This is a genomic window from Aeromonas sp. QDB18, assembly GCF_027705325.1.
In the GTDB taxonomy this organism is placed as follows: Bacteria; Pseudomonadota; Gammaproteobacteria; order Enterobacterales; family Aeromonadaceae; genus Aeromonas; species Aeromonas caviae.
Window position 1 is genome coordinate 25,462 of the sequence record NZ_JAPDBQ010000015.1, and the last position, 18,678, is coordinate 44,139.

21 protein-coding genes are annotated in these 18,678 nt (G+C 63.0%); 6 read left to right on the forward strand and 15 right to left on the reverse strand.

The window, feature by feature from the left end:
- Positions 1–33 precede the first annotated feature (33 nt).
- The 10 genes from pdxJ to rpoE all read right to left on the reverse strand — a co-directional run bounded on the left by pdxJ (position 34) and on the right by rpoE (position 8,898).
- Positions 34–771: a pyridoxine 5'-phosphate synthase gene (gene pdxJ, locus OKC30_RS04480; protein WP_010675636.1), complete on the reverse strand. Its 738-nt coding sequence runs from the start codon at positions 769–771 to the stop codon at positions 34–36.
- Positions 772–928: 157 nt separating this feature from the next.
- On the reverse strand, positions 929–1,639 hold the full coding sequence (gene recO / locus OKC30_RS04485) for a DNA repair protein RecO (RefSeq protein WP_111896575.1): 711 nt from the start codon (positions 1,637–1,639) through the stop codon (positions 929–931).
- Complete coding sequence (gene era, locus OKC30_RS04490; RefSeq protein ID WP_041211854.1) at positions 1,640–2,539, reverse strand: GTPase Era; 900 nt, start codon at positions 2,537–2,539, stop codon at positions 1,640–1,642.
- 61 nt (positions 2,540–2,600) lie between these two features.
- Entirely contained in the window at positions 2,601–3,272 is a 672-nt protein-coding gene (rnc, locus tag OKC30_RS04495; RefSeq protein ID WP_010675639.1) for a ribonuclease III, read from the reverse strand.
- The gene (gene lepB, locus OKC30_RS04500; RefSeq protein ID WP_010675640.1) at positions 3,273–4,196 is read right to left on the reverse strand and encodes a signal peptidase I; all 924 of its coding nucleotides are present in this window, start codon (positions 4,194–4,196) and stop codon (positions 3,273–3,275) included.
- 3 nt (positions 4,197–4,199) lie between these two features.
- On the reverse strand, positions 4,200–5,993 hold the full coding sequence (gene lepA / locus OKC30_RS04505; RefSeq protein ID WP_010675641.1) for a translation elongation factor 4: 1,794 nt from the start codon (positions 5,991–5,993) through the stop codon (positions 4,200–4,202).
- 159 nt (positions 5,994–6,152) lie between these two features.
- A complete protein-coding gene (locus OKC30_RS04510) occupies positions 6,153–6,614 on the reverse strand; it encodes a SoxR reducing system RseC family protein (protein ID WP_039040538.1) in 462 nt (153 codons plus the stop codon).
- 90 nt (positions 6,615–6,704) lie between these two features.
- The gene (locus OKC30_RS04515; protein WP_010675643.1) at positions 6,705–7,685 is read right to left on the reverse strand and encodes a MucB/RseB C-terminal domain-containing protein; all 981 of its coding nucleotides are present in this window, start codon (positions 7,683–7,685) and stop codon (positions 6,705–6,707) included.
- Positions 7,686–7,706: 21 nt separating this feature from the next.
- The gene (locus tag OKC30_RS04520; RefSeq protein ID WP_041211670.1) at positions 7,707–8,294 is read right to left on the reverse strand and encodes a sigma-E factor negative regulatory protein; all 588 of its coding nucleotides are present in this window, start codon (positions 8,292–8,294) and stop codon (positions 7,707–7,709) included.
- 22 nt (positions 8,295–8,316) lie between these two features.
- Entirely contained in the window at positions 8,317–8,898 is a 582-nt protein-coding gene (gene rpoE / locus OKC30_RS04525) for an RNA polymerase sigma factor RpoE (RefSeq protein WP_010675645.1), read from the reverse strand.
- A gap of 181 nt (positions 8,899–9,079) precedes the next feature.
- On the opposite strand from rpoE, the gene nadB reads away from it, so the two are divergent.
- Positions 9,080–10,687 carry an L-aspartate oxidase gene (gene nadB / locus OKC30_RS04530; RefSeq protein WP_048208412.1) on the forward strand — a complete coding sequence of 536 codons (1,608 nt, stop codon included), beginning with the start codon at positions 9,080–9,082 and terminating at the stop codon, positions 10,685–10,687.
- Between the two features lie 120 nt (positions 10,688–10,807).
- Here the strand turns inward: nadB and OKC30_RS04535 are convergent, their stop codons facing one another.
- The gene (locus OKC30_RS04535; RefSeq protein WP_043154867.1) at positions 10,808–11,179 is read right to left on the reverse strand and encodes a protein YgfX; all 372 of its coding nucleotides are present in this window, start codon (positions 11,177–11,179) and stop codon (positions 10,808–10,810) included.
- Positions 11,180–11,237: 58 nt separating this feature from the next.
- Entirely contained in the window at positions 11,238–11,507 is a 270-nt protein-coding gene (locus tag OKC30_RS04540) for an FAD assembly factor SdhE (RefSeq protein WP_041213909.1), read from the reverse strand.
- 113 nt (positions 11,508–11,620) lie between these two features.
- On the opposite strand from OKC30_RS04540, the gene ygfZ reads away from it, so the two are divergent.
- Positions 11,621–12,532 carry a tRNA-modifying protein YgfZ gene (gene ygfZ / locus OKC30_RS04545; RefSeq protein WP_052815669.1) on the forward strand — a complete coding sequence of 304 codons (912 nt, stop codon included), beginning with the start codon at positions 11,621–11,623 and terminating at the stop codon, positions 12,530–12,532.
- 7 nt (positions 12,533–12,539) lie between these two features.
- On the opposite strand, the gene OKC30_RS04550 is transcribed toward ygfZ, so the two are convergent.
- Positions 12,540–13,421 (reverse strand): LysR family transcriptional regulator, encoded by an 882-nt coding sequence (locus tag OKC30_RS04550; protein ID WP_160837281.1) that lies wholly within the window; start codon positions 13,419–13,421, stop codon positions 12,540–12,542.
- A gap of 124 nt (positions 13,422–13,545) precedes the next feature.
- Between OKC30_RS04550 and OKC30_RS04555 the strand changes: the two genes are divergently transcribed.
- Positions 13,546–13,983: a PACE efflux transporter gene (locus tag OKC30_RS04555; protein WP_039040541.1), complete on the forward strand. Its 438-nt coding sequence runs from the start codon at positions 13,546–13,548 to the stop codon at positions 13,981–13,983.
- Positions 13,984–14,053: 70 nt separating this feature from the next.
- Here the strand turns inward: OKC30_RS04555 and OKC30_RS04560 are convergent, their stop codons facing one another.
- On the reverse strand, positions 14,054–14,395 hold the full coding sequence (locus tag OKC30_RS04560; RefSeq protein ID WP_010675652.1) for a hypothetical protein: 342 nt from the start codon (positions 14,393–14,395) through the stop codon (positions 14,054–14,056).
- A 183-nt stretch (positions 14,396–14,578) separates the two neighbouring features.
- On the opposite strand from OKC30_RS04560, the gene cutA reads away from it, so the two are divergent.
- From cutA to OKC30_RS04575, 3 genes are all read left to right on the forward strand, one after another.
- Positions 14,579–14,896 carry a divalent-cation tolerance protein CutA gene (cutA, locus tag OKC30_RS04565; protein WP_010675653.1) on the forward strand — a complete coding sequence of 106 codons (318 nt, stop codon included), beginning with the start codon at positions 14,579–14,581 and terminating at the stop codon, positions 14,894–14,896.
- Positions 14,893–16,671 (forward strand): protein-disulfide reductase DsbD, encoded by a 1,779-nt coding sequence (locus OKC30_RS04570; RefSeq protein ID WP_160837283.1) that lies wholly within the window; start codon positions 14,893–14,895, stop codon positions 16,669–16,671. Before cutA ends, OKC30_RS04570 begins: the two co-directional genes overlap by 4 nt.
- 124 nt (positions 16,672–16,795) lie before the next feature.
- Complete coding sequence (locus OKC30_RS04575) at positions 16,796–17,221, forward strand: hypothetical protein (protein WP_160837285.1); 426 nt, start codon at positions 16,796–16,798, stop codon at positions 17,219–17,221.
- Positions 17,222–17,239: 18 nt separating this feature from the next.
- Here OKC30_RS04575 and OKC30_RS04580 read toward each other — a convergent pair whose 3' ends face one another.
- Positions 17,240–18,541, reverse strand: coding sequence for an NAD(P)/FAD-dependent oxidoreductase (locus OKC30_RS04580; protein ID WP_041213912.1), 1,302 nt, complete (start codon positions 18,539–18,541; stop codon positions 17,240–17,242).
- Positions 18,542–18,678 lie beyond the last annotated feature (137 nt).

An 18,678-nucleotide genomic window follows, 5' to 3' on the forward strand; every position in this document is an offset into this window, starting at 1 on the left:
GTCCCTTGTGGTTTTCATACCTGCGAAGCGGCATCAGATCCCCTGACGGGCTTCCTGCATCAGCGCACGCATGTCGCTGACCGCCTTGGCCAGACCGTCGAAGGCGGCGCGACCGATGATGGCGTGACCGATGTTGAGCTCATAGAGCTCGGGGATGGCGGCGATAGCCTTGACGTTGTGGTAGTGCAGACCGTGGCCCGCATTGACCTTCAGGCCCTTGCCTGCGGCGTAGGAAGCACCGGCGGCGATGCGCTTGAACTCGGCGTTGCGCTCGGCATCCGTGGTGGCATCGGCGTAGCGGCCGGTGTGGATCTCGATGAAGGGAGCACCGCTCGCGGCGGCCGCATCGATTTGCAACGGATCCGCATCGATAAAGAGCGACACCTGGGCGCCGACGGCCGCAAGACGGGTCACCGCATCGGTCACCTTGTCCAGCTGGCCCGCCACGTCCAGACCACCCTCGGTGGTCACCTCGGTGCGCTTCTCCGGCACCAGGCAGACGAAGTGGGGCTTGATGCGGCAGGCGATGCCGATCATCTCCTCGGTCACCGCCATCTCCAGGTTCATCCTGGTCTGGATGGTCTGGCGCAGGATCTCCACGTCCCGGTCGGTGATGTGGCGGCGATCTTCCCGCAGGTGGACCGTGATGCCATCGGCACCGGCCTGCTCGGCCACGAAGGCGGCCTGTACCGGATCCGGATACTGGGTGCCGCGGGCGTTGCGCAGGGTGGCGATATGGTCGATGTTCACACCCAGGTAGATCTCGCTCATTGCTTACTCCTTGATACAGGTCATCTGTGAATGCCGGAGCGGGTGGAGCCCGCTCCTCTGTCCATGTGCCGCCGCAGCCCGGTTCTGGCCACGGCGACAGCATTATTGTTCATGAAAGGCGATGTCATAAACATAAAACATCACCAGATAATAAAAATCAGCTTGAAACACTGCCTTTTCGCTTCAAAAAGAGCTCCCTGCTCTTCAGTTGACGCTTGCCGAGATAGGGCTGCAGCGCCAGCCGACTGAAACGCTTGGCCGCCTGCAGCAAGGGGGGCGTGTCGAAACGCCCCTCGGCGAAGGCCAGCAGGTGGGCGCCGAGGAACAGGGTACGGGGATCCGGCGCCCGCTCGCAAGCGACAAAGCCGAGCTCCCGCTCGAAGCCGTAGAGCAGGGTGGGGTCGATGGGGGAGTCGTCGTCCGCGGCATATTCGAAGTCCACCGCGTAGCCCAGGGCCTGCAGCAGCAGGAACTCGAAGCGGCGCAGGGACAGCTCCGGGGTCTCGCCGTCCGCCAGGGCCATGATGGCACGGGCATAGGCGTCGAACACCTCGGGGAAGGGGGTGTGCGCTTCCAGCAGGTAGTAGACCAGCTCGTTGAGATAGAGGCCGTAGAAGAGACGATCCCCGCCGAGGCGCAACGAGTGATCCGGGCACTCCACCTGGGTGAGGTTCTTGAGATCCCCCTTGCCGCGCCAGGCAATGGTGAGCAGGGTGAAGGGCTGAAGCAGCCCCTTCAGAGAGGAGCGTGGCCCGCGGGAACCGCGAGCCACCAGGGTGAATCGACCGCTATCCTGGGTGAAGACCTCGACCAGCTGGCTGGTCTCCCGATAGGGCCGACTGTGGATGACGAAAGCCGGGGTCAGCAATCAGTCGTCGCCATACCCGAGGCTGCGCAGGGCCCGCTCGTCGTCGGCCCAGCCGGACTTGACCTTGACCCACAGCTCGAGATGCACCTTGTTCTGGAACAGCCGTTCCATGTCGATGCGCGCCTCTGTGCCGATGGTCTTGATCTTCTCGCCCTTGTTGCCGATGACCATCTTCTTCTGGCCTTCGCGCTCCACCAGGATGAGCCCGTGGATGTGGTAGAGACCGGTCTCCTCCACCTTGAAGCGCTCGATCTCCACCGTCACCGAATAGGGCAGCTCCTCGCCGGTGAAGCGCATCAGCTTCTCGCGGATGATCTCGGAGGCCATGAAGCGGGAAGAGCGGTCGGTCACGTAATCTTCCGGGAAGAAGTGGACGTTCTCCGGCAGCAGATCCTTGGCCCACTCGCGGATCTTCTCCACGTTGGTGCCCTTCTCGGCGCTGATGGGCAGGATGTGGGCAAAGTTCATCTGCTGTCCCAGCCACTCGAGGTGCGGCAGCAGATCCTCTTTCTCCTTGACGTTGTCGATCTTGTTGACCGCCAGCACCACGGGGCACTTGAGGTGGCGCAGCTTGCCCAGCACCATCTCGTCATCCTTGGTCCAGTGGGTGCCGTCCACCACGAACACCACCATGGCCACGTCCCCCAGGGAACTGGTGGCGGCGCGGTTCATCAGGCGGTTGATGGCCCGCTTCTCCTCGATGTGCAGACCCGGGGTATCCACATAGATGGTCTGATGGTTCTCCTCGGTGTCGATCCCCAGGATCCGGTGACGGGTAGTCTGGGGCTTCTTCGAGGTGATGCTGACCTTCTGGCCGAGCAACTTGTTGAGCAGGGTGGACTTGCCCACGTTGGGGCGGCCCACGATGGCGACAAAGCCGCAATAGGTGGTATCTGTCATGACCGCGTTCCCAATGCTGATGGAGTGAAAAGAGCGCACAGTGCCGGATCCGTCATGGTGCTCATGACAGCCGTTCCAGTGCTTGCTGCGCCGCGGCCTGTTCGGCCTTGCGGCGGCTGGAGCCGATCCCGACCAGGGGGCCATCCAGCCCATCCACTTCGCACTGGACGGTGAACTCCTGGTTGTGGGCCTCGCCCTTGACGTTGGTCACCGTGTAGGTAGGCAGGGATTTGCGGCTTCCCTGCAGGATCTCTTGCAGACGGGTCTTGGGATCCTTCTGTTCGATCCCGGGCTTGATCTCGCCAAGGCGGCTGGCATACCAGCCGAGCAGGAGGCTGCGCACCCGCTCCAGATCCGTGTCCAGATAGATGGCGCCGATCACCGCCTCGACGGTGTCGGCCAGGATGGACTCGCGGCGAAAACCGCCGCTTTTCAGCTCCCCCGGCCCCAGGATCAGGTGATCCCCGAGGTCGAATTCCCGGCCCAGCTCGGCCAGCGTCTTCTCGCGCACCAGGGTGGCGCGCATCCGGCTGAGATCCCCTTCCGCCGCCTGCGGGAAGCGGTGGAAGAGGTCATCGGCAATCACCAGACTCAGGATGGAGTCCCCCAGAAATTCCAGGCGCTCGTTGTGACGGGACCCTGCGCTGCGATGGGTCAGTGCTCGGGTCAGCAGCTCAGGATCCTGAAAGACATGCCCGAGACGGGACTGCAGTCTGTTCATCTTGATATTCATTTACTTGATTCCGCCAATGCGGTTGAAGCGCACACCGGTCGGCACCCAGCTCGGCAAGCTGGACCCTTCCTCGCGCTCGAATTCGAAACTGATCCAGATGGCGACCGCCTTGCCCACCAGGTTCTGCTCGGGCACGAAACCCCAGAAACGGCTGTCGGTGCTGTTGTCGCGGTTGTCACCCATCACGAAATAGTGGCCTTCCGGCACTACCCACTCGTCGGGGTAGGTGCCGGGCTGGCGATAGTAGCGGTCCACCAAGTCCGGCATCAGCGGGTTGCGCAAGGTCTCGTGGGAGACATCGCCCAGCTGTTCGGTGTAGCGATCCAGCGGGATCCCCATCTGGCTGAACTCGCCGCGCTGCTCGAACTTGACGTCCAGCTTCTGGAAGCCAGGGCACGTTTTCCCTTCCTGCTCATCGCACTTGGGCCGGATCATCAGCTCCTTGTTGCGATAGATGACCCGATCGCCGGGCATGCCGACCACCCGCTTGATGTAGTCCACCCGGGTATCCAGCGGATACTTGAAGACCACCACATCACCGCGCTTCGGCTCACCGGTCTCGAGGAACTTGGTGTTGGTCACCGGGTCCTTGAGGCCGTAGGCAAACTTCTCAACCAGGATGAAGTCGCCCACCAGCAGGGTCGGCATCATGGAGCCGGACGGGATCTGGAACGGCTCGAAGATGAAGGAGCGCAGGATCAGCACCAGCGCGATCACCGGGAAAACCCCGCCGGTCTGTTCGATCCAGACCGGCATGGGGGCCACCTTGGCCAGTGTCTTCTCGTCCACATCCGGACCGGCATTGGCACGGGCGGCGGCAATCTTGGCCGCCCGCTGCTTGGCCCAGACCAGCTTGTCGAGCGTCCAGATGATGCCGGTCAGCAGGGTGACGACGACGAGGATCAGGGAAAAGGTGCTTGCCATCGATTAATCCTTTCCGACGTGGAGAATGGCGAGGAAGGCCTCTTGCGGCACGTCCACACGGCCCAGGGACTTCATCCGCTTTTTGCCTTCTTTCTGCTTGTTCAGCAGTTTCTTCTTCCGGCTCACGTCACCACCGTAGCACTTGGCGGTGACGTCTTTACGCAATGCCTTGACAGTGCTGCGGGCGATGATCTGGTTGCCGATGGCGGCCTGAATGGCGATGTCGAACATCTGGCGCGGGATCAGCTCGCGCATCTTCTCCACCACCTGGCGACCACGATACTGGGCGTTCTCCTTGTGGGTGATGATGGCCAGGGCGTCGACCCGCTCGCCGTTGATCATGATGTCCAGACGGACCATGTCGGAGGTTTCGAAGCGCTTGAAGCCGTAGTCCAGGGAGGCGTAGCCGCGACTGGTGGACTTCAGACGGTCGAAGAAGTCGAGCACCACTTCCGCCATCGGGATCTCGTAGGTCAGCGCCACCTGCTTACCGTGGTAGACCATGTTGGTCTGTACGCCGCGCTTCTCGATGCAGAGGGTGATGACGTTGCCCATGTACTCCTGCGGCAGCAGGATGTGACACTCGGCGATGGGCTCGCGCATCTCCTTGATGTTGTTGATGGCGGGCATCTGGGCCGGGCTGTCGATGTGGATGGTGGAGCCATCGTTCAGCTCGATCTCGTAGACCACGGTCGGCGCTGTGGTGATGAGATCCAGATCGTATTCACGCTCCAGACGCTCCTGGATGATCTCCATGTGCAGCATCCCGAGGAAGCCGCAGCGGAAGCCGAAGCCCAGCGCCGTGGAGCTCTCCGGTTCGTAGAACAGGGAGGCATCGTTGAGGGAGAGCTTCTCCAGCGCATCACGGAAGGACTCGTAGTCATCGCTGGAGATGGGGAACAGGCCCGCATAGACCTGGGGCTTCACCTTCTTGAAGCCGGCCAGCGCCTTCTCGGCACCGTGCTTGGCCAGGGTCAGGGTATCCCCCACCGGCGCACCGTGGATGTCCTTGATGCCGCAGACGACCCAACCTACCTCGCCACAACCCAGGCCGTCGGTGTCCACCTGCTTCGGCGTGAAGATACCGATGCGATCCACACCCCATACCTGACCGGTGCTCATCACCTTGATCTTGTCGTTCTTTTTCAGGGAACCGTTCTTGATCCGCACGAGCGACACGACCCCGAGGTAGGAGTCGAACCAGGAGTCGATGATCAGCGCCTGCAGCGGCGCCTCCGGATCCCCTTCCGGGGACGGGATCTTGGCGACGATCTCTTCCAGCACCAGATCGACACCGAGGCCGGTCTTGGCGGAGCAGCGCACCGCGTCCACCGCATCGATGCCGACGATGTCCTCGATCTCCTCGGCAACCCGCTCGGGCTCTGCGGCCGGCAGGTCAATCTTGTTCAGCACCGGCACCACTTCCAGATCCATTTCCATGGCGGTGTAGCAGTTGGCCAGAGTCTGTGCCTCAACCCCCTGACCGGCATCCACCACCAGCAGTGCCCCTTCACAGGCAGCCAGGGAGCGAGAAACCTCGTAGGAGAAATCCACGTGGCCCGGGGTGTCGATAAAGTTCAGCTGATAGGTGTTACCGTCTTGTGCCTGGTAGTTCAGGGTCACACTCTGTGCCTTGATGGTAATGCCGCGCTCCCGCTCCAGATCCATGGAGTCCAGCACCTGGGCCTGCATCTCGCGATCGGACAGGCCGCCGCAAGTCTGGATCAGACGGTCCGACAGGGTCGACTTACCGTGGTCGATGTGCGCAATAATCGAAAAGTTACGAATGTGTTTCATCGAGCAAGAATCACTCAAAATTAAGTTAGGGTCGGATATGAGGGCAGGATTTTACTGGATAACCCGGTCGACGGCCAATCTTTAGTCGGCGGGCCCCACAAATAGCGCCTTGTCTGGCGGGCGTTGGGCACCTGGATGCCCTCCGCCAGACCCGGCCCCTCAAGAGAGATGACGGGTATTGAGCACCACCCCGAGCATGCGGGGACCGTATTCCCCCTGCTCGAGCCGGTCAGAAAAGTAACGAACCAGTAAAAATCCGATGGCGCCGCCCAGCAGACAGCAGAGGATGGTCACCCCCTCTCCCGCCGACAAGAGCGGCACCAGCCAGAGCTGGCCGAGCAGGGCGCCCAGCAGCAGACAGAAGAGCGGCAGCACGTACACCAGAGCCGCACCGCGCAGGATGCTGGCCTGAGGGATGCCCAGGCGGATCTGCTGGCCCACCGCCACATCGCCGGTGAGGGCGACCCGCAGCCGCTGCGCCTTCATGGGAAAGGCCTTGGCGACGGTGCCGGTCCCGCAGCTGGATTGTTGGTGGCAACCGCTGCAGGCGGATCGCCGCTCACACTCCACCCAGGCGTGATTGCCGTCGATGGCCACTACTGTGGCCAGCTCTTCACTCATGTTACTCACCTGATGACTCCTCACAGGGGGCGGTGGATGCTCCGGATCTCAGCACGGCGGCACCCTCAGGGCAAGTCTCACGGCAAAGACTCACTGCACCGCCTCGTTGCGGGCCAATGGCTGCACTGCCTCGGCGATGCGCTTGGCGGTTTCGGCGGGCACCTCGCCCACCACGGTGATCTCCACCCCGACCTCGTTGACGAAGCTCACCAGCGAGGTGGCCCCCTGGCGAATCAACTGCTGGCGCACCGCCTGCTTGGGATCGACCCGTGAGACGTAGACGGAGAGATCCACCAGCCCATCGGAGAGCATCATGTAATCCACCGGCAGACTGGTGCTGACCAGCTGATGCCGATCCTGAGAGAGCACCTTGAAGCCATCGGGCAACCAGGTCAGGTGCCAGTTGAGGGTCTGCTGGGGAGCGGGATAGGCATCTTCCAGCGCCAGCGCATCCGGCAGCTTGCTGCGTGCCAGGGTGACCAGCCAGGGGGCCGGCGCAGATTGCCTGTCCAGATCCACCCCCAGCACCTGCTCCACCAGATTGCCTTCCCGATCCACCATGTCCACCCGCAGCAGCAGATGGCTCTGTTCATCAATCCAGAGCACGAAGCCGTACTTGTCCGCCTCCTTGGGCACCAGCCGCACCACTTGTGCCACCAGGCCGGCCACCCGGCTGCGGCCCGCCAGCACGGGGTCATAACTCTCCATCACCCGGGGCAGCGGCATCCTCACCAGGCTCGACCAGACCCCGGGGAAACGCGCCCCCTTGAGGGTGTAGGGTTCATGGGTGTTTTCGAAGAAGGTGTATTCGTTCTGGCGTTGCAGGAACTCCACGGCCTTGCCGTCGAGATAGCTCAGGTGAGCCACCTCCTTGCCATCGATGATCCCGTGGCTGAAACGGATAGGCTCGAGGCGCCCCTGGCGGGCCTTGACCATGGACAATTCGAAGTTCTGTTGCGAAACGGCACTCTGCATCTGCTGCAACAAGGCCTCGGCCGACAGATCGTCGGCCGAGGCCTTGGCACAAATCAACAGGAGAGAGGCCAGCAGGATACGGCTGGACTGGCGCACGATCTGATCCCTAAAAATGCGTTATTCCTGAATCTGCTTGTCTTGCAGCAGACGCTGTTGCAGTTGATGGTCGCGCAGGAAGGCATTGATGCGCTCGCGCTGCTCCTGCATCTGCTGCTCGCTCAGACCTTGCTGACGCACACCGGTCCGGCTGCCATCCTGGGGATAGTGCACGCTCACCGGCGCAGCACTGCCACCCACGGGTATGGTATTGAGCACCGGGCTGGTCGGCACACCATCCTTGCCCTGGTACTGCTGCACGCCGAAGATGACGGCGGCAGCCACGGAGGCGGCAATGGCATACTGCCCCACTTGCTGGCCAAAGCGGCGAACAAAGGGGATCACCTTGCCGGCGGGCTGCACCTGGGGCGCAGCAGGCTGTGCCGGCTTGGGCGCCAGTATGGCGGGTTCATCCTCCAGCGCCAGCATGATGCTGTCGCTGAGATCCAGTTGCAGATTGACCGGCAGGTCACCCCGCATGGCATCACCGATCAGATGGTAACGCGACCAGGTATCCTGCAGAGCGGGATCCGTTCCCAGCTCGTTCAGTACCTCGATTTCGCTAAGGTCGCCATCCATCAGGGCTGAAAGTTGCTCTTTATTTGCCATAAGTTTGCCTGTCTTTCCCCAGTTAATGCTCGATCAAAGGTTGCAGCTTTTTATCGATTGCTTCCCTCGCCCGGAAGATGCGGGATCTCACCGTACCCACCGGACAATCCATGATCTCCGCAATCTCCTCGTAGCTCAGCCCTTCCATTTCACGAAGGGTGATCGCCGTTCTCAAATCTTCTGGCAAAGCTTCTATGGCGGTAAACACGGTACGCTTGATCTCGTCGGTCAGCGCCAGGTTTTCCGGGGTGGCCACCTCTTGCAGGGCTTCACCACCACCATAATATTCAGCCTCGTCCGCTTCGACATCACTGCTGGGCGGTCTGCGCCCCTGTGACGTCAGGTAGTTTTTGGCCGTGTTGACGGCAATCCGGTACAACCAGGTGTAAAACGCGCTCTCGCCACGGAATGTCGGTAACGCACGGTAGGCCTTGATGAATGCCTCCTGCGCCACATCCGGTACATCGCCCGGATTGTTGACATACCTGGCCACCAGGTTGACCACCTTGTGCTGGTACTTGCGTACCAACAGGTTGAATGCATTTTTATCGCCACGCTGGACCCGTTCAACCAGCTGTTCGTCCAGTAGATTCTGGTCGCTCATCAGAGCCGTAAAACCCCCATCAGGTTATCGTTTTTCTTTTCCGGCCCCTTCTAAGCGCACAAGTTCAGACAGGAGGAATCAGGGAAAGTTCGCTTGCATTGAAAAAAATGTGATGCGGGCTGCATCACAACCCCCCTTGGGCTACCATGGGGCCAGTTCTTAATCCAGGCCAATGATACTTATGAAAGCAAGTGTTGAATACCTTTGCGATGTACTCATCATTGGCAGCGGTGCCGCCGGTCTGTCCCTCGCGTTGCGATTGGCAGACCAGGCCAAAGTCCTGGTTCTGAGCAAGGGGCCCATCAGTGAGGGGGCCACTCTCTATGCGCAAGGAGGCATCGCTGCCGTGTTCGACGAGACCGACAGCATCGAATCCCACGTGAGCGACACGCTCAACGCCGGCGCCGGGTTGTGCGACCCGGCAGTGGTGGAGTTCACCGCCCGCAACGCCCGCGACTCCATCCAGTGGCTCATTCAGCAGGGAGTCCCCTTCGATCAGGAAGAGGATGCCGAGGGGGAATCCCACTATCACCTGACCCGGGAAGGGGGCCACAGCCATCGCCGCATCTTCCACGCGGCCGACGCCACCGGCAAGGCGGTGCAGCTCACCCTGATCGACCAGGTGCGCGCCCACCCCAACATCCAGCTGATGGAGCGCTTCAACGCGGTCGATCTCATCACCACCCGCAAGCTGGGTCTGCCGGGCAACAAGGTACTGGGAGCCTATGTCTGGAATCGCAACGCCGAGCAGGTCGAGGTGATCCGCGCCCGCTTCGTGGCGCTGGCCACCGGTGGTGCCTCCAAGGTGTACCAGTACACCTCCAACCCCGATGTAAGCTCTGGCGACGGAATCGCCATGGCATGGCGCGCCGGCTGCCGGGTGGCGAACCTGGAGTTCAACCAGTTCCACCCCACCAGCCTGTTCCACCCGGACGACCCCAACTTCCTGCTGACCGAGGCCCTGCGTGGCGAGGGGGCCTATCTGCGCCGCCCGGACGGCAGCCGCTTCATGCCGGAGTTTGACGAGCGGGCCGAGCTGGCCCCGCGGGACATCGTCGCCCGCGCCATCGACCACGAGATGAAGCGCCTCGGGGCGGATTGCATGTATCTGGACATCAGCCACAAGCCGGCGGATTTCATCATCAAGCACTTCCCGACCATTTATGAGCGCTGCCTCGCGGTCGGTATCGACATCACCAAGGAGGCGATGCCCATCGTCCCGGCGGCCCACTACACCTGTGGCGGCGTGATGATCGACAACAACGGCCAGACCGACATCCCCGGCCTCTATGCCATCGGCGAGGTGACCTATACCGGGTTGCACGGCGCCAATCGCATGGCCTCCAACTCCCTGCTCGAATGCGTGGTCTATGCCCATCAGGCGGGAGCTGACATCCTGGCCAAGCTGCCCACCAGCGTGGCGCCCCCCAGTCTGCCGGCCTGGGACGAGAGCCAGGTGGATGACTCGGACGAGCAGGTGGTGATCCAGCACAACTGGCACGAACTGCGACTGATGATGTGGGACTACGTGGGCATAGTGCGCACCAACAAGCGCCTGGCCCGGGCCAAGCGTCGCATCGATCTGCTCAAGCAGGAGGTGCAGGAGTACTACGCCAACTTCCGGGTCTCCAACAACCTGCTGGAGCTGCGCAACCTGTTGCAGGTGGCCGAGCTCATCGTCAACTGCGCCCTGGAGCGCAAGGAGTCTCGCGGTCTGCACTACAACCTGGATTATCCGGACATGCAGCCGGACTCCAAGCCGACCGTGCTGACCCCGGATCGGGAATGACGCCGGATCAGGAATAAGGTCGTTGCGTTCGATTCGGGCGTATGCCCTCCCCCAGATGACCCCGCCCAGGCGGGGTCATCTGCTATGAGCGGCAGATGTGGCAGGTAGAGAGAGACGCCCCTAGCGGACAGCGAGGTGGATGGCGCGGGCCAGGGCGCGGTAGTGTGCAGGGGCCAGGGCATCGGAGAAGAGCCAGAGCTGCCCCTCGGAGCCCTCCACCGTCTTCAGCCGCAACCAGAGCACCCCGGGCAGGATGCGGCTGCGGGGATCCAGCCGATGGCGCGCCCCTTGCCACTCGAGCCACTCCCCATCCCAGACGAGCACGCCGCTCGCCGCCGGATGGCGGCGCAACGCGCGCCACAGACTCAGCCCCCAGACAGGGAGGAACAGCCCCCATTGCCAGCCCTGGATCAGGCTGGCGACGGGCAAGAGCAGCAACAGAAACAGGATGCACAGCAGCAGACGCTGCTGGCGGGAGGCGATCACGGGCATCACTACCCGCTGGGGAGACGCGAGGCTGGCCATGAGGGGTGGCGGTCGCGAGTCGGGCTCAGCGCAGGCTGTCGTGGCGGGCCTGGTTGCGCTCGAGGATCAGGGGGATCATGGCGGCAAAATCGGGATCCTCGGGCACGCCGTGACCCATGCACCAGCGGAACAGCTCGGGATCCTCGCACTCCAGCAGGCGGATGAAGGTGCGCTGTTCGGCCTCGCCGAGGCCATCGAACTCGTGCTCAAAGAAGGGCATAAAGATCACATCCAGCTCGAGCATGCCGCGACGGCAGGCCCACTTCAGGCGGGACTTCTCACTTGGGTTCAACATGGAACTCTCCTTACAAAGACCGGGGAATGGTAGCAGCAGGATTTTCCGGCTGACAAACATTCCTTACGTCTTTACCATGCAGGTCACATACTTTCTGTCTCTGGAATCCCATCGTGAGCCTGCCGACCCCTCTTCTTCCTGCCGAGCCGACCCTGTTTTCCCTGACCAACCTGGCCATCACCCGCCTCGGCGGCCCGGATCGCGCCAAGTATCTGCAAGGTCAGGTCACCTGCGACGTCAACGCCCTGCAACCGGGCCAGAGCACCCTCGGCGGCCACTGCGATCCCAAGGGCAAGCTGTGGAGCGATTTTCGCCTGCTCTGCCTGGAAGACAGCCTGCTGATGCTGACCAAGCCCTCGGTGCTGGCCCGCCAGCTGCCGGAACTCAAGAAGTTTGCGATCTTTGCCAAGGTCGAGATCGGCGAGTTTCAGGGCAGCCTGACCGGACTGGCCGGTCAGGGGACGGACGACTGGATGGCACAGCACTTCGCGCTGACCGGCACCGGCCTGGTGGAGGGCGGCATGGCAGTCAGGGTGGAGGCGGACCGCTGGCTGCTGGCGAGCACATCTTCGCTGGCCCTGAACCTGCCGGTGGGCGACGAAGGACTCTGGTGGGGGCTGGAAATCAAAGCCGGTCTCCCCCATCTGGAAGCGGTCCATCAGGGGGAATACATCCCCCAGATGCTGAACCTGCAAGCCCTTGATGGCATCAGCTTCAACAAGGGCTGCTACATGGGGCAGGAGACGGTGGCGCGCGCCAAGTATCGCGGCGCCAACAACCGCGCCCTCTTCGTGCTGAGCGGCACTGCCGCAACGCAGGTAGCCAGCGGTGACACCCTGGAGATCCAGCTCGGTGACAACTGGCGCCGCAGCGGTCTGGTGCTCAACGCCTGGCAGCAGCAGGGTCAGGTGTGGCTCACCGCCGTGCTGCCCAAGGATACCGAGGCCGACGCCCGCTTCCGCCTCAAGCTGGAAGAGGGCTCCAGCCTCGGTCTGCAACCCCTGCCCTATGCGTTGATCGACTGAAGCCCCCCTAGCGAGGCACCCGCGCCAGCAGTGCCTCCTGCAGCCAGCGCCCCGCCTGCCCGAGCGGGCGGGCGCGATACCACTGCAACTCCAGCGCCAGTTCCGCCTCGGCGATGAAGTCCGGCTTGAGCACCACCAGCTCCCCCCGCGCCAGGGGCCGGTGCAGCAGAAACTCGGGCACCGCCGCCCATCCCAGCCCCAGTTTCACCAGCTCCAGGATCCCGAGATCCCCCTCCACCCACCACACTTGCGCCGAGAGGCGGAAGCGATGGCGCTCCGTCCCCTCCCGCCGTCCGGTCACCATCAACTGGCGAGCTCCTTGCAGGTCGCTCTCCTTCAACGGTGTCTTGTGGGCCAGGGGGTGATCCGGAGAGACCACCAGGGGCATGGTGACCGTCCCCAGGGAGCGGGAGACCAGCTCCCGCTCGGGGTGCGCCTTCTGATAGCTGATGCCGAGCTGGGCACGGCCGCTCTTGAGCAGCTCGGTCACGTCCTCCATCAGCGGGAACAACAGCTCCAGCTCCACCGCCGGGTAGCGGCTGGCGAACTCCTCCAGCAGGGAACCAAGCCAGGGCAGGTGGGAGTCATCGTCGATGGCCAGGGTGAGGCGCGACTCGACGCCGTTGGCCAGTTCTCCTGCGATGGCCTGCAGTCGCTCGCTCTGGGCCAGCAGCACCCCCGCCTCCTGACAGATGCGGGCCCCCGCCTCGGTCAGCACGGGATAGCGGCCGCTGCGATCGAACAGCGCAAGGCCGAGATCGATCTCCAGGTTGGCGATGGCGGCACTCACCACCGACTGAGCCTTGCCCTGCCTGCGCGCCGCCGCCGAGAACGACCCGGTCTCGGCCGTCGCCAGCAATGCCTTGAAGTGTTCCAGTGAAGGGGTCATGAGTCTGCTCCGCCGTGCTGTTGTGTCGTCACATCTATCTATTTTAGCGATAGATACCAACGTGAATCTATCCGGTTTTGGCGATACATTGCCGCCATTCCCTGACCAAAGAGAGAGACAGACCATGCGTACGACCCGTGACCGCCTGCGCCACGCCATCGGCTTCGAATTGATTGGCCTGCTGATCGCCGCCCCGCTGGCCAGCTGGGTGACCGGCGTCGGGCTCAACCACATGGGCCCCCTGGCCCTGTTCTTCTCGGTGGTCGCCACCGTCTGGAACTATGTCTACAACATCGGGGTGGACAAGCTGCTGCTGCGCTATCAGGGCCACACCCACAAGGCGCTGTGGCAGCGTGTGCTGCACACCCTGGGGTTCGAGGGGGGCCTGCTGATCGTGGCCCTGCCGGTGATGTCCTGGTGGCTCGATATCGGCCTGCTGGAGGCGCTGGTGCTGGATATGGGCTTCGTGCTCTTCTACCTGGTCTATGCCTTCGTCTACAACTGGAGCTACGACAAGGTGTTCCCCATTCCCATGGGACAGGTGCAGAAGGCGCTGGGATAAGCGATTCGAGGGGTAAGGGCGAGGCACCATCATGCGATGGCATGATGGTGCTGAAGAGGGCCTCGCGGGGTCAGGCCTGGGCCTTGACCTCTTCCGGCGGGGTGTCGTCCTGCCTAGTTTCCTGGCGCATCATGGCTTCGAGGTCGCTCTGGTACTGGTTCAGCATGCGCTGGGCCGCCACCATGTCCCCCTTGTGCAGGCGCTCGAACAGATGATGCTGCACCACGCCGTTGAGGTACTCCACCGTGATGGGTTGCTCCAACGCCGACAACAGCTCCTCTTTTTCCAGCTCCGCATTGATCTCGTCGACACTGGTACGCAGCAGACCGGCCAGTTGTACCAGCATGCGGCGCTCCCCTTCACGCAACAGGCTCAACATGCGGTTTCTCTGCTGCTCATTCTGTTGGGTCATACATTTCCTTACGTAGAATTGGAACAAGCCCGCTCATTCTGCCCTGTCCTTTTCACAGCGTCCATCTCGGGCGCATGACTTATTCCGGGTGCGGGGGGCCGGGTGCTATTTGCCCCCCGGCCCGGTATAGTAACGGCTGATCCAGGGGGCCCATGCGCCCCGTTGCCGAGACCGTCCATCCCTATGACCGATGCCATTCTGGTGCTCTGCACCTGCCCCGACGAGACCAGTGCAGACCGCCTCTGCGAGCAGCTGCTCGACCAGCGCCTCGCCGCCTGCATCAACCAGCTGCCCGGGGTCACCTCCGTCTATCGCTGGCAGGGCAAGACGGAGCGAACCCGGGAGATCCAGCTCGTCATCAAGAGTCGGGCCGCTCTGTTCGAACCCCTGCGCCAGTGCATTCTCGCCCACCATCCCTACGAGGTACCGGAGATCCTGGCGCTCCCGGCAAGCCAGGGCCACCCTGCCTATCTCGACTGGTTGACACAGGAGACCTCATGACCGCCTCTCGCCCCCTCTCCTTCCTGCTGATGCTGCTGGGCCTGCTCTGCGTCCTGACGACGGCCCCCGCCCGGGCCAGCAGCCAGGATCTGCTCGGCAGCCTCGGCATCGAGACCCAGCCCAGATTCCTCAAGGTGGATCAGGCCTTCGCCCTCGAGAGCGAACAACAGGGTGATCGGCTGCTGCTCCGGATACGCATCGCCGACGGCTACTACCTCTATCGCCACAGCATCCGTGTGAAGGGAGAGAACCTCGCCTTTGACGAGCCCGTCCTGCCCCCCGGCACCGAGCACGAGGATGACTTCTTCGGCAAGAGCCGGGTCTATTACCAGGAGGTGCAGATCCCCGTGGCGCTGACCCGGGTCGGGGACGCGGCCAGCCTCACCCTGAGTTACCAGGGCTGCACCGAGGGACTCTGCTACCCACCGACCGACAAGCGGATCGCCGTCGAGCCCCTCGCCGCCCCCGCCCGGGCGGAAGCGGCGGCCCCCCTTCAGGGCACCGACGTGCCGGGCAGCCAGCAGGACAGGCTGGCGGCCGCCCTCGGCAGCCAGGGGTTCTGGATCAGCGTCGCCGCCTTCTTCGCCCTGGGTCTCGGCCTCGCCTTCACCCCCTGCGTCTTCCCCATGTATCCCATCCTGACCGGGATCATCGCCGGGGCCGGGCATCGCCTCTCCACCCGTCGCGCCTTCCTGCTCTCCTCTGTCTATGTGCAGGGGATGGCGGTCACCTATACCCTGCTCGGGCTCGTCGTCGCCTCGGCGGGCCTGCAATTCCAGGCGGCCCTTCAACACCCCTATGTGCTCATCGGCCTCTCGGTGATGTTCGTGCTGCTCGCCCTCTCCATGTTCGGGCTCTACACCCTGCAACTGCCGAGCAGCCTGCAAACCCGTCTCTCGGGCTTCTCCAACCGCCAGCAGGGCGGATCCGTGGCCGGCGTCGCCATCATGGGCATGATCTCGGGACTGGTCTGCTCCCCCTGCACCACGGCGCCGCTCTCCGGGGCCCTTATCTACGTGGCCCAGAGTGGCGATCTCTGGCTCGGCGGTGCGGCCCTCTATGCCCTCTCCCTGGGCATGGGGCTGCCGCTGCTCTTGCTCGGCACCTCTGGCGGCAAGCTGCTGCCCAGGGCCGGCGCCTGGATGGATGTGATCAAGCAACTCTTCGGTTTTGCGCTGCTGGCGGTACCCATCCTGCTGCTCTCAAGGCTCCTGAGCGACCAGATGTCCACCCTGCTCTGGCTCGGCTGGGGGCTGGTGCTGTGCGGTTATCTCTATCACCACAACCAGCATCGCGCCCATTCGGTGGGCAAGAGCCTCGGCGGCTTCGTCCTGCTGCTGGGGATGATGGGCCTTGTGGTGGTGGGCAAGGATCTGCTGCTGCCACCCGAGGGGGCCAATGCCGCCGCCCAGACCCAGGCCCCCCGATTCATCCGCATCAAGACCCTGGACGATCTCAAGGTGCAGCTTGCCGCCGCCCGCGGCAAGCCGGTACTGCTGGATCTCTACGCCGACTGGTGCGTGGCCTGCAAGGAGTTCGAGCACAAGACCTTCAGCGACCCCGATGTGCAGGCGCGCTTCGGCGAGATGGTGCTGCTGCAGGCGGACGTCACCGCCAACGACGACGCCGACGTGGATCTGCTCAACGGCCTCAACGTGCTGGGATTGCCGACCCTCCTCTTCTTCGATCGCGATGGCAACGAGGTGAACGGCCAGCGGGTGACCGGCTTCATGGGGCCTGCCGAATTTCTCGGCCAGCTGGACAAGCTGCGCTGATACCGGGTGGCCCGTGCAACCGTGTGGGCCCCCGGTTTGACCGCCATTTTTCCGGCAATCCCTTGTATATGACCGACGCCGTGGCAGAATTTGCCCTTTCCCGTCTCGTTCGTCCGGAGTTTTGATGAAAAAGTGGTTCATCCCCCTGCTGGCCCTCTGGCTTTATGGCTGCAACGCAGGTCCCGGTGAAGAGACCATCCAGAGCCAGGTCACCGCCAGGTTGCAGGCGGGCACAGATGCTGACCTGTTCGACATCCGCGACTTCGCCGTGCTCGGCAAGAAGGAGCGGATGGAGGGGGTCTATCTGGTCAAGGTGAGCTACCAGCTCCACTTCAAGCAGGGACTGGATCAGTTGCAGGTGCTGCACGACGAGGATCTCGTCTATGACAGGGTCGGCCCCTTCCAGCAGGAGATGGGACTGATGGAGCTCGAGCGCAAATATGGCGACTTCGAGGCAGGCCAGGCCCTGGCGCAGGAGACCCAGGTCTGGATGATGAAGACGGAGCAGGGCTGGCGCCTGGCCGAGCCAGACGCGACGCAGCAGGGATAATCCCGAGCCCCCCTCCCCCTAGAGCAGATCCTTCAGCCGATACCAGAGCATCCCTAGCGCCAGCAACGGAGAGCGCAGCGCCGGGCCACCCGGGAAGGTCATGTGAGGGACGCGGCTGAAGAGATCGAAGCCCCGGCTCTCCCCCTTGATCGCCTCCGCCACCAGCTTGCCCGCCATGTGGGTGGCATTGAGGCCATGGCCCGAATAGGCCTGGGCATAGAAGACGTTGGGATGCTGCTCGAGGCGGCCTATCTGGGGCAGCCGGTTGGCGCCTATGCCTATCATGCCCCCCCACTGGAACTCGATGGCGGTACCCGCGAGCTCGGGAAAGACCCGCAGCAGCTTGGGCAGCATGAAGGCCTTGATATCGCGGGGGTCACGGCCCGAGTAGTTGCAGGCCCCGCCGAACAGCAGGCGACCGTCCGCCGACAGCCGATAGTAGTCGAGCGCCACATTCTGATCGCACACCGCCATGTTCTGTGGCAGCAAGCGCTGGCGCAGGCGCTTCTCCAGTACCTGGGTGGCGAGAATGTAGGAACCCGCCGGCAGCACCTTGCCCCCGAGATCGGGCTGGAGGTCGCCCAGATAAGCGTTGCAGCCGATCACCAGGTAGTCCGCGCTGACCCGGCCGTGGGCCGTGGTCACCTCGACCCGCTCGCCGTAATCGATGTGGGTCACCCTTGAGTGTTCGAACAGGGAGACCCCGAGACTGGCTGCCGCACGCGCTTCGCCGAGGGCCAGGTTGAGAGGATGCAGGTGACCGGAGCCCATGTCGATCATCCCGCCGATATAGCGATCCGACCCGACCACGGTGTGCATCTCCTCCCGTGCCACCATTTTCAGTGCGTGCCGGTAACCCAGGCTAGCCAGGTGCTCGGCATCCTCCTCGAACCCCTTCAGGTGGCGCGCCTTGGTGGCGAGATCGCAATAGCCCCAGGTGAGATCGCACTCGATATTGAAACGCTCGACCCGCTCGCGCACCAGCTGCACCGCTTCGATCCCCATGAGATCCAGCTCCCGCACGCCCGCCTCACCAATCCAGCGGGCAAACTGGCTGGTATCGTGGCCGATGCCGCGGATCAGCTGGCCGCCGTTGCGCCCCGACGCTCCCCAGCCAATGCGGTTCGCCTCCAGCAGCACCACCTTGTAGCCGGCATCGGCCAGGTTGATGGCGGTGTTGAGGCCGGTGAAACCGCCACCGATGACGCAGACGTCCGCATCCAGCTCACCACTGAGCTCGGGCCACTGCCGATGGTCGTTGCGAGTGGCCGCGTAATAGGAGGCCGTGTGTTCCTGATGTCCCTGTCTTCCTGTCTGCATGCTCAGCATCCTGCCTGGTTGCATTCGTTTACTAAATTAAACGGGTGTCATCGATAATACTCATACCAATCAGATTAAAGATGTGATCTAATTGCTCTATTCTGGTTTCACTGTACTCAGTATGTCCGATCCAATCG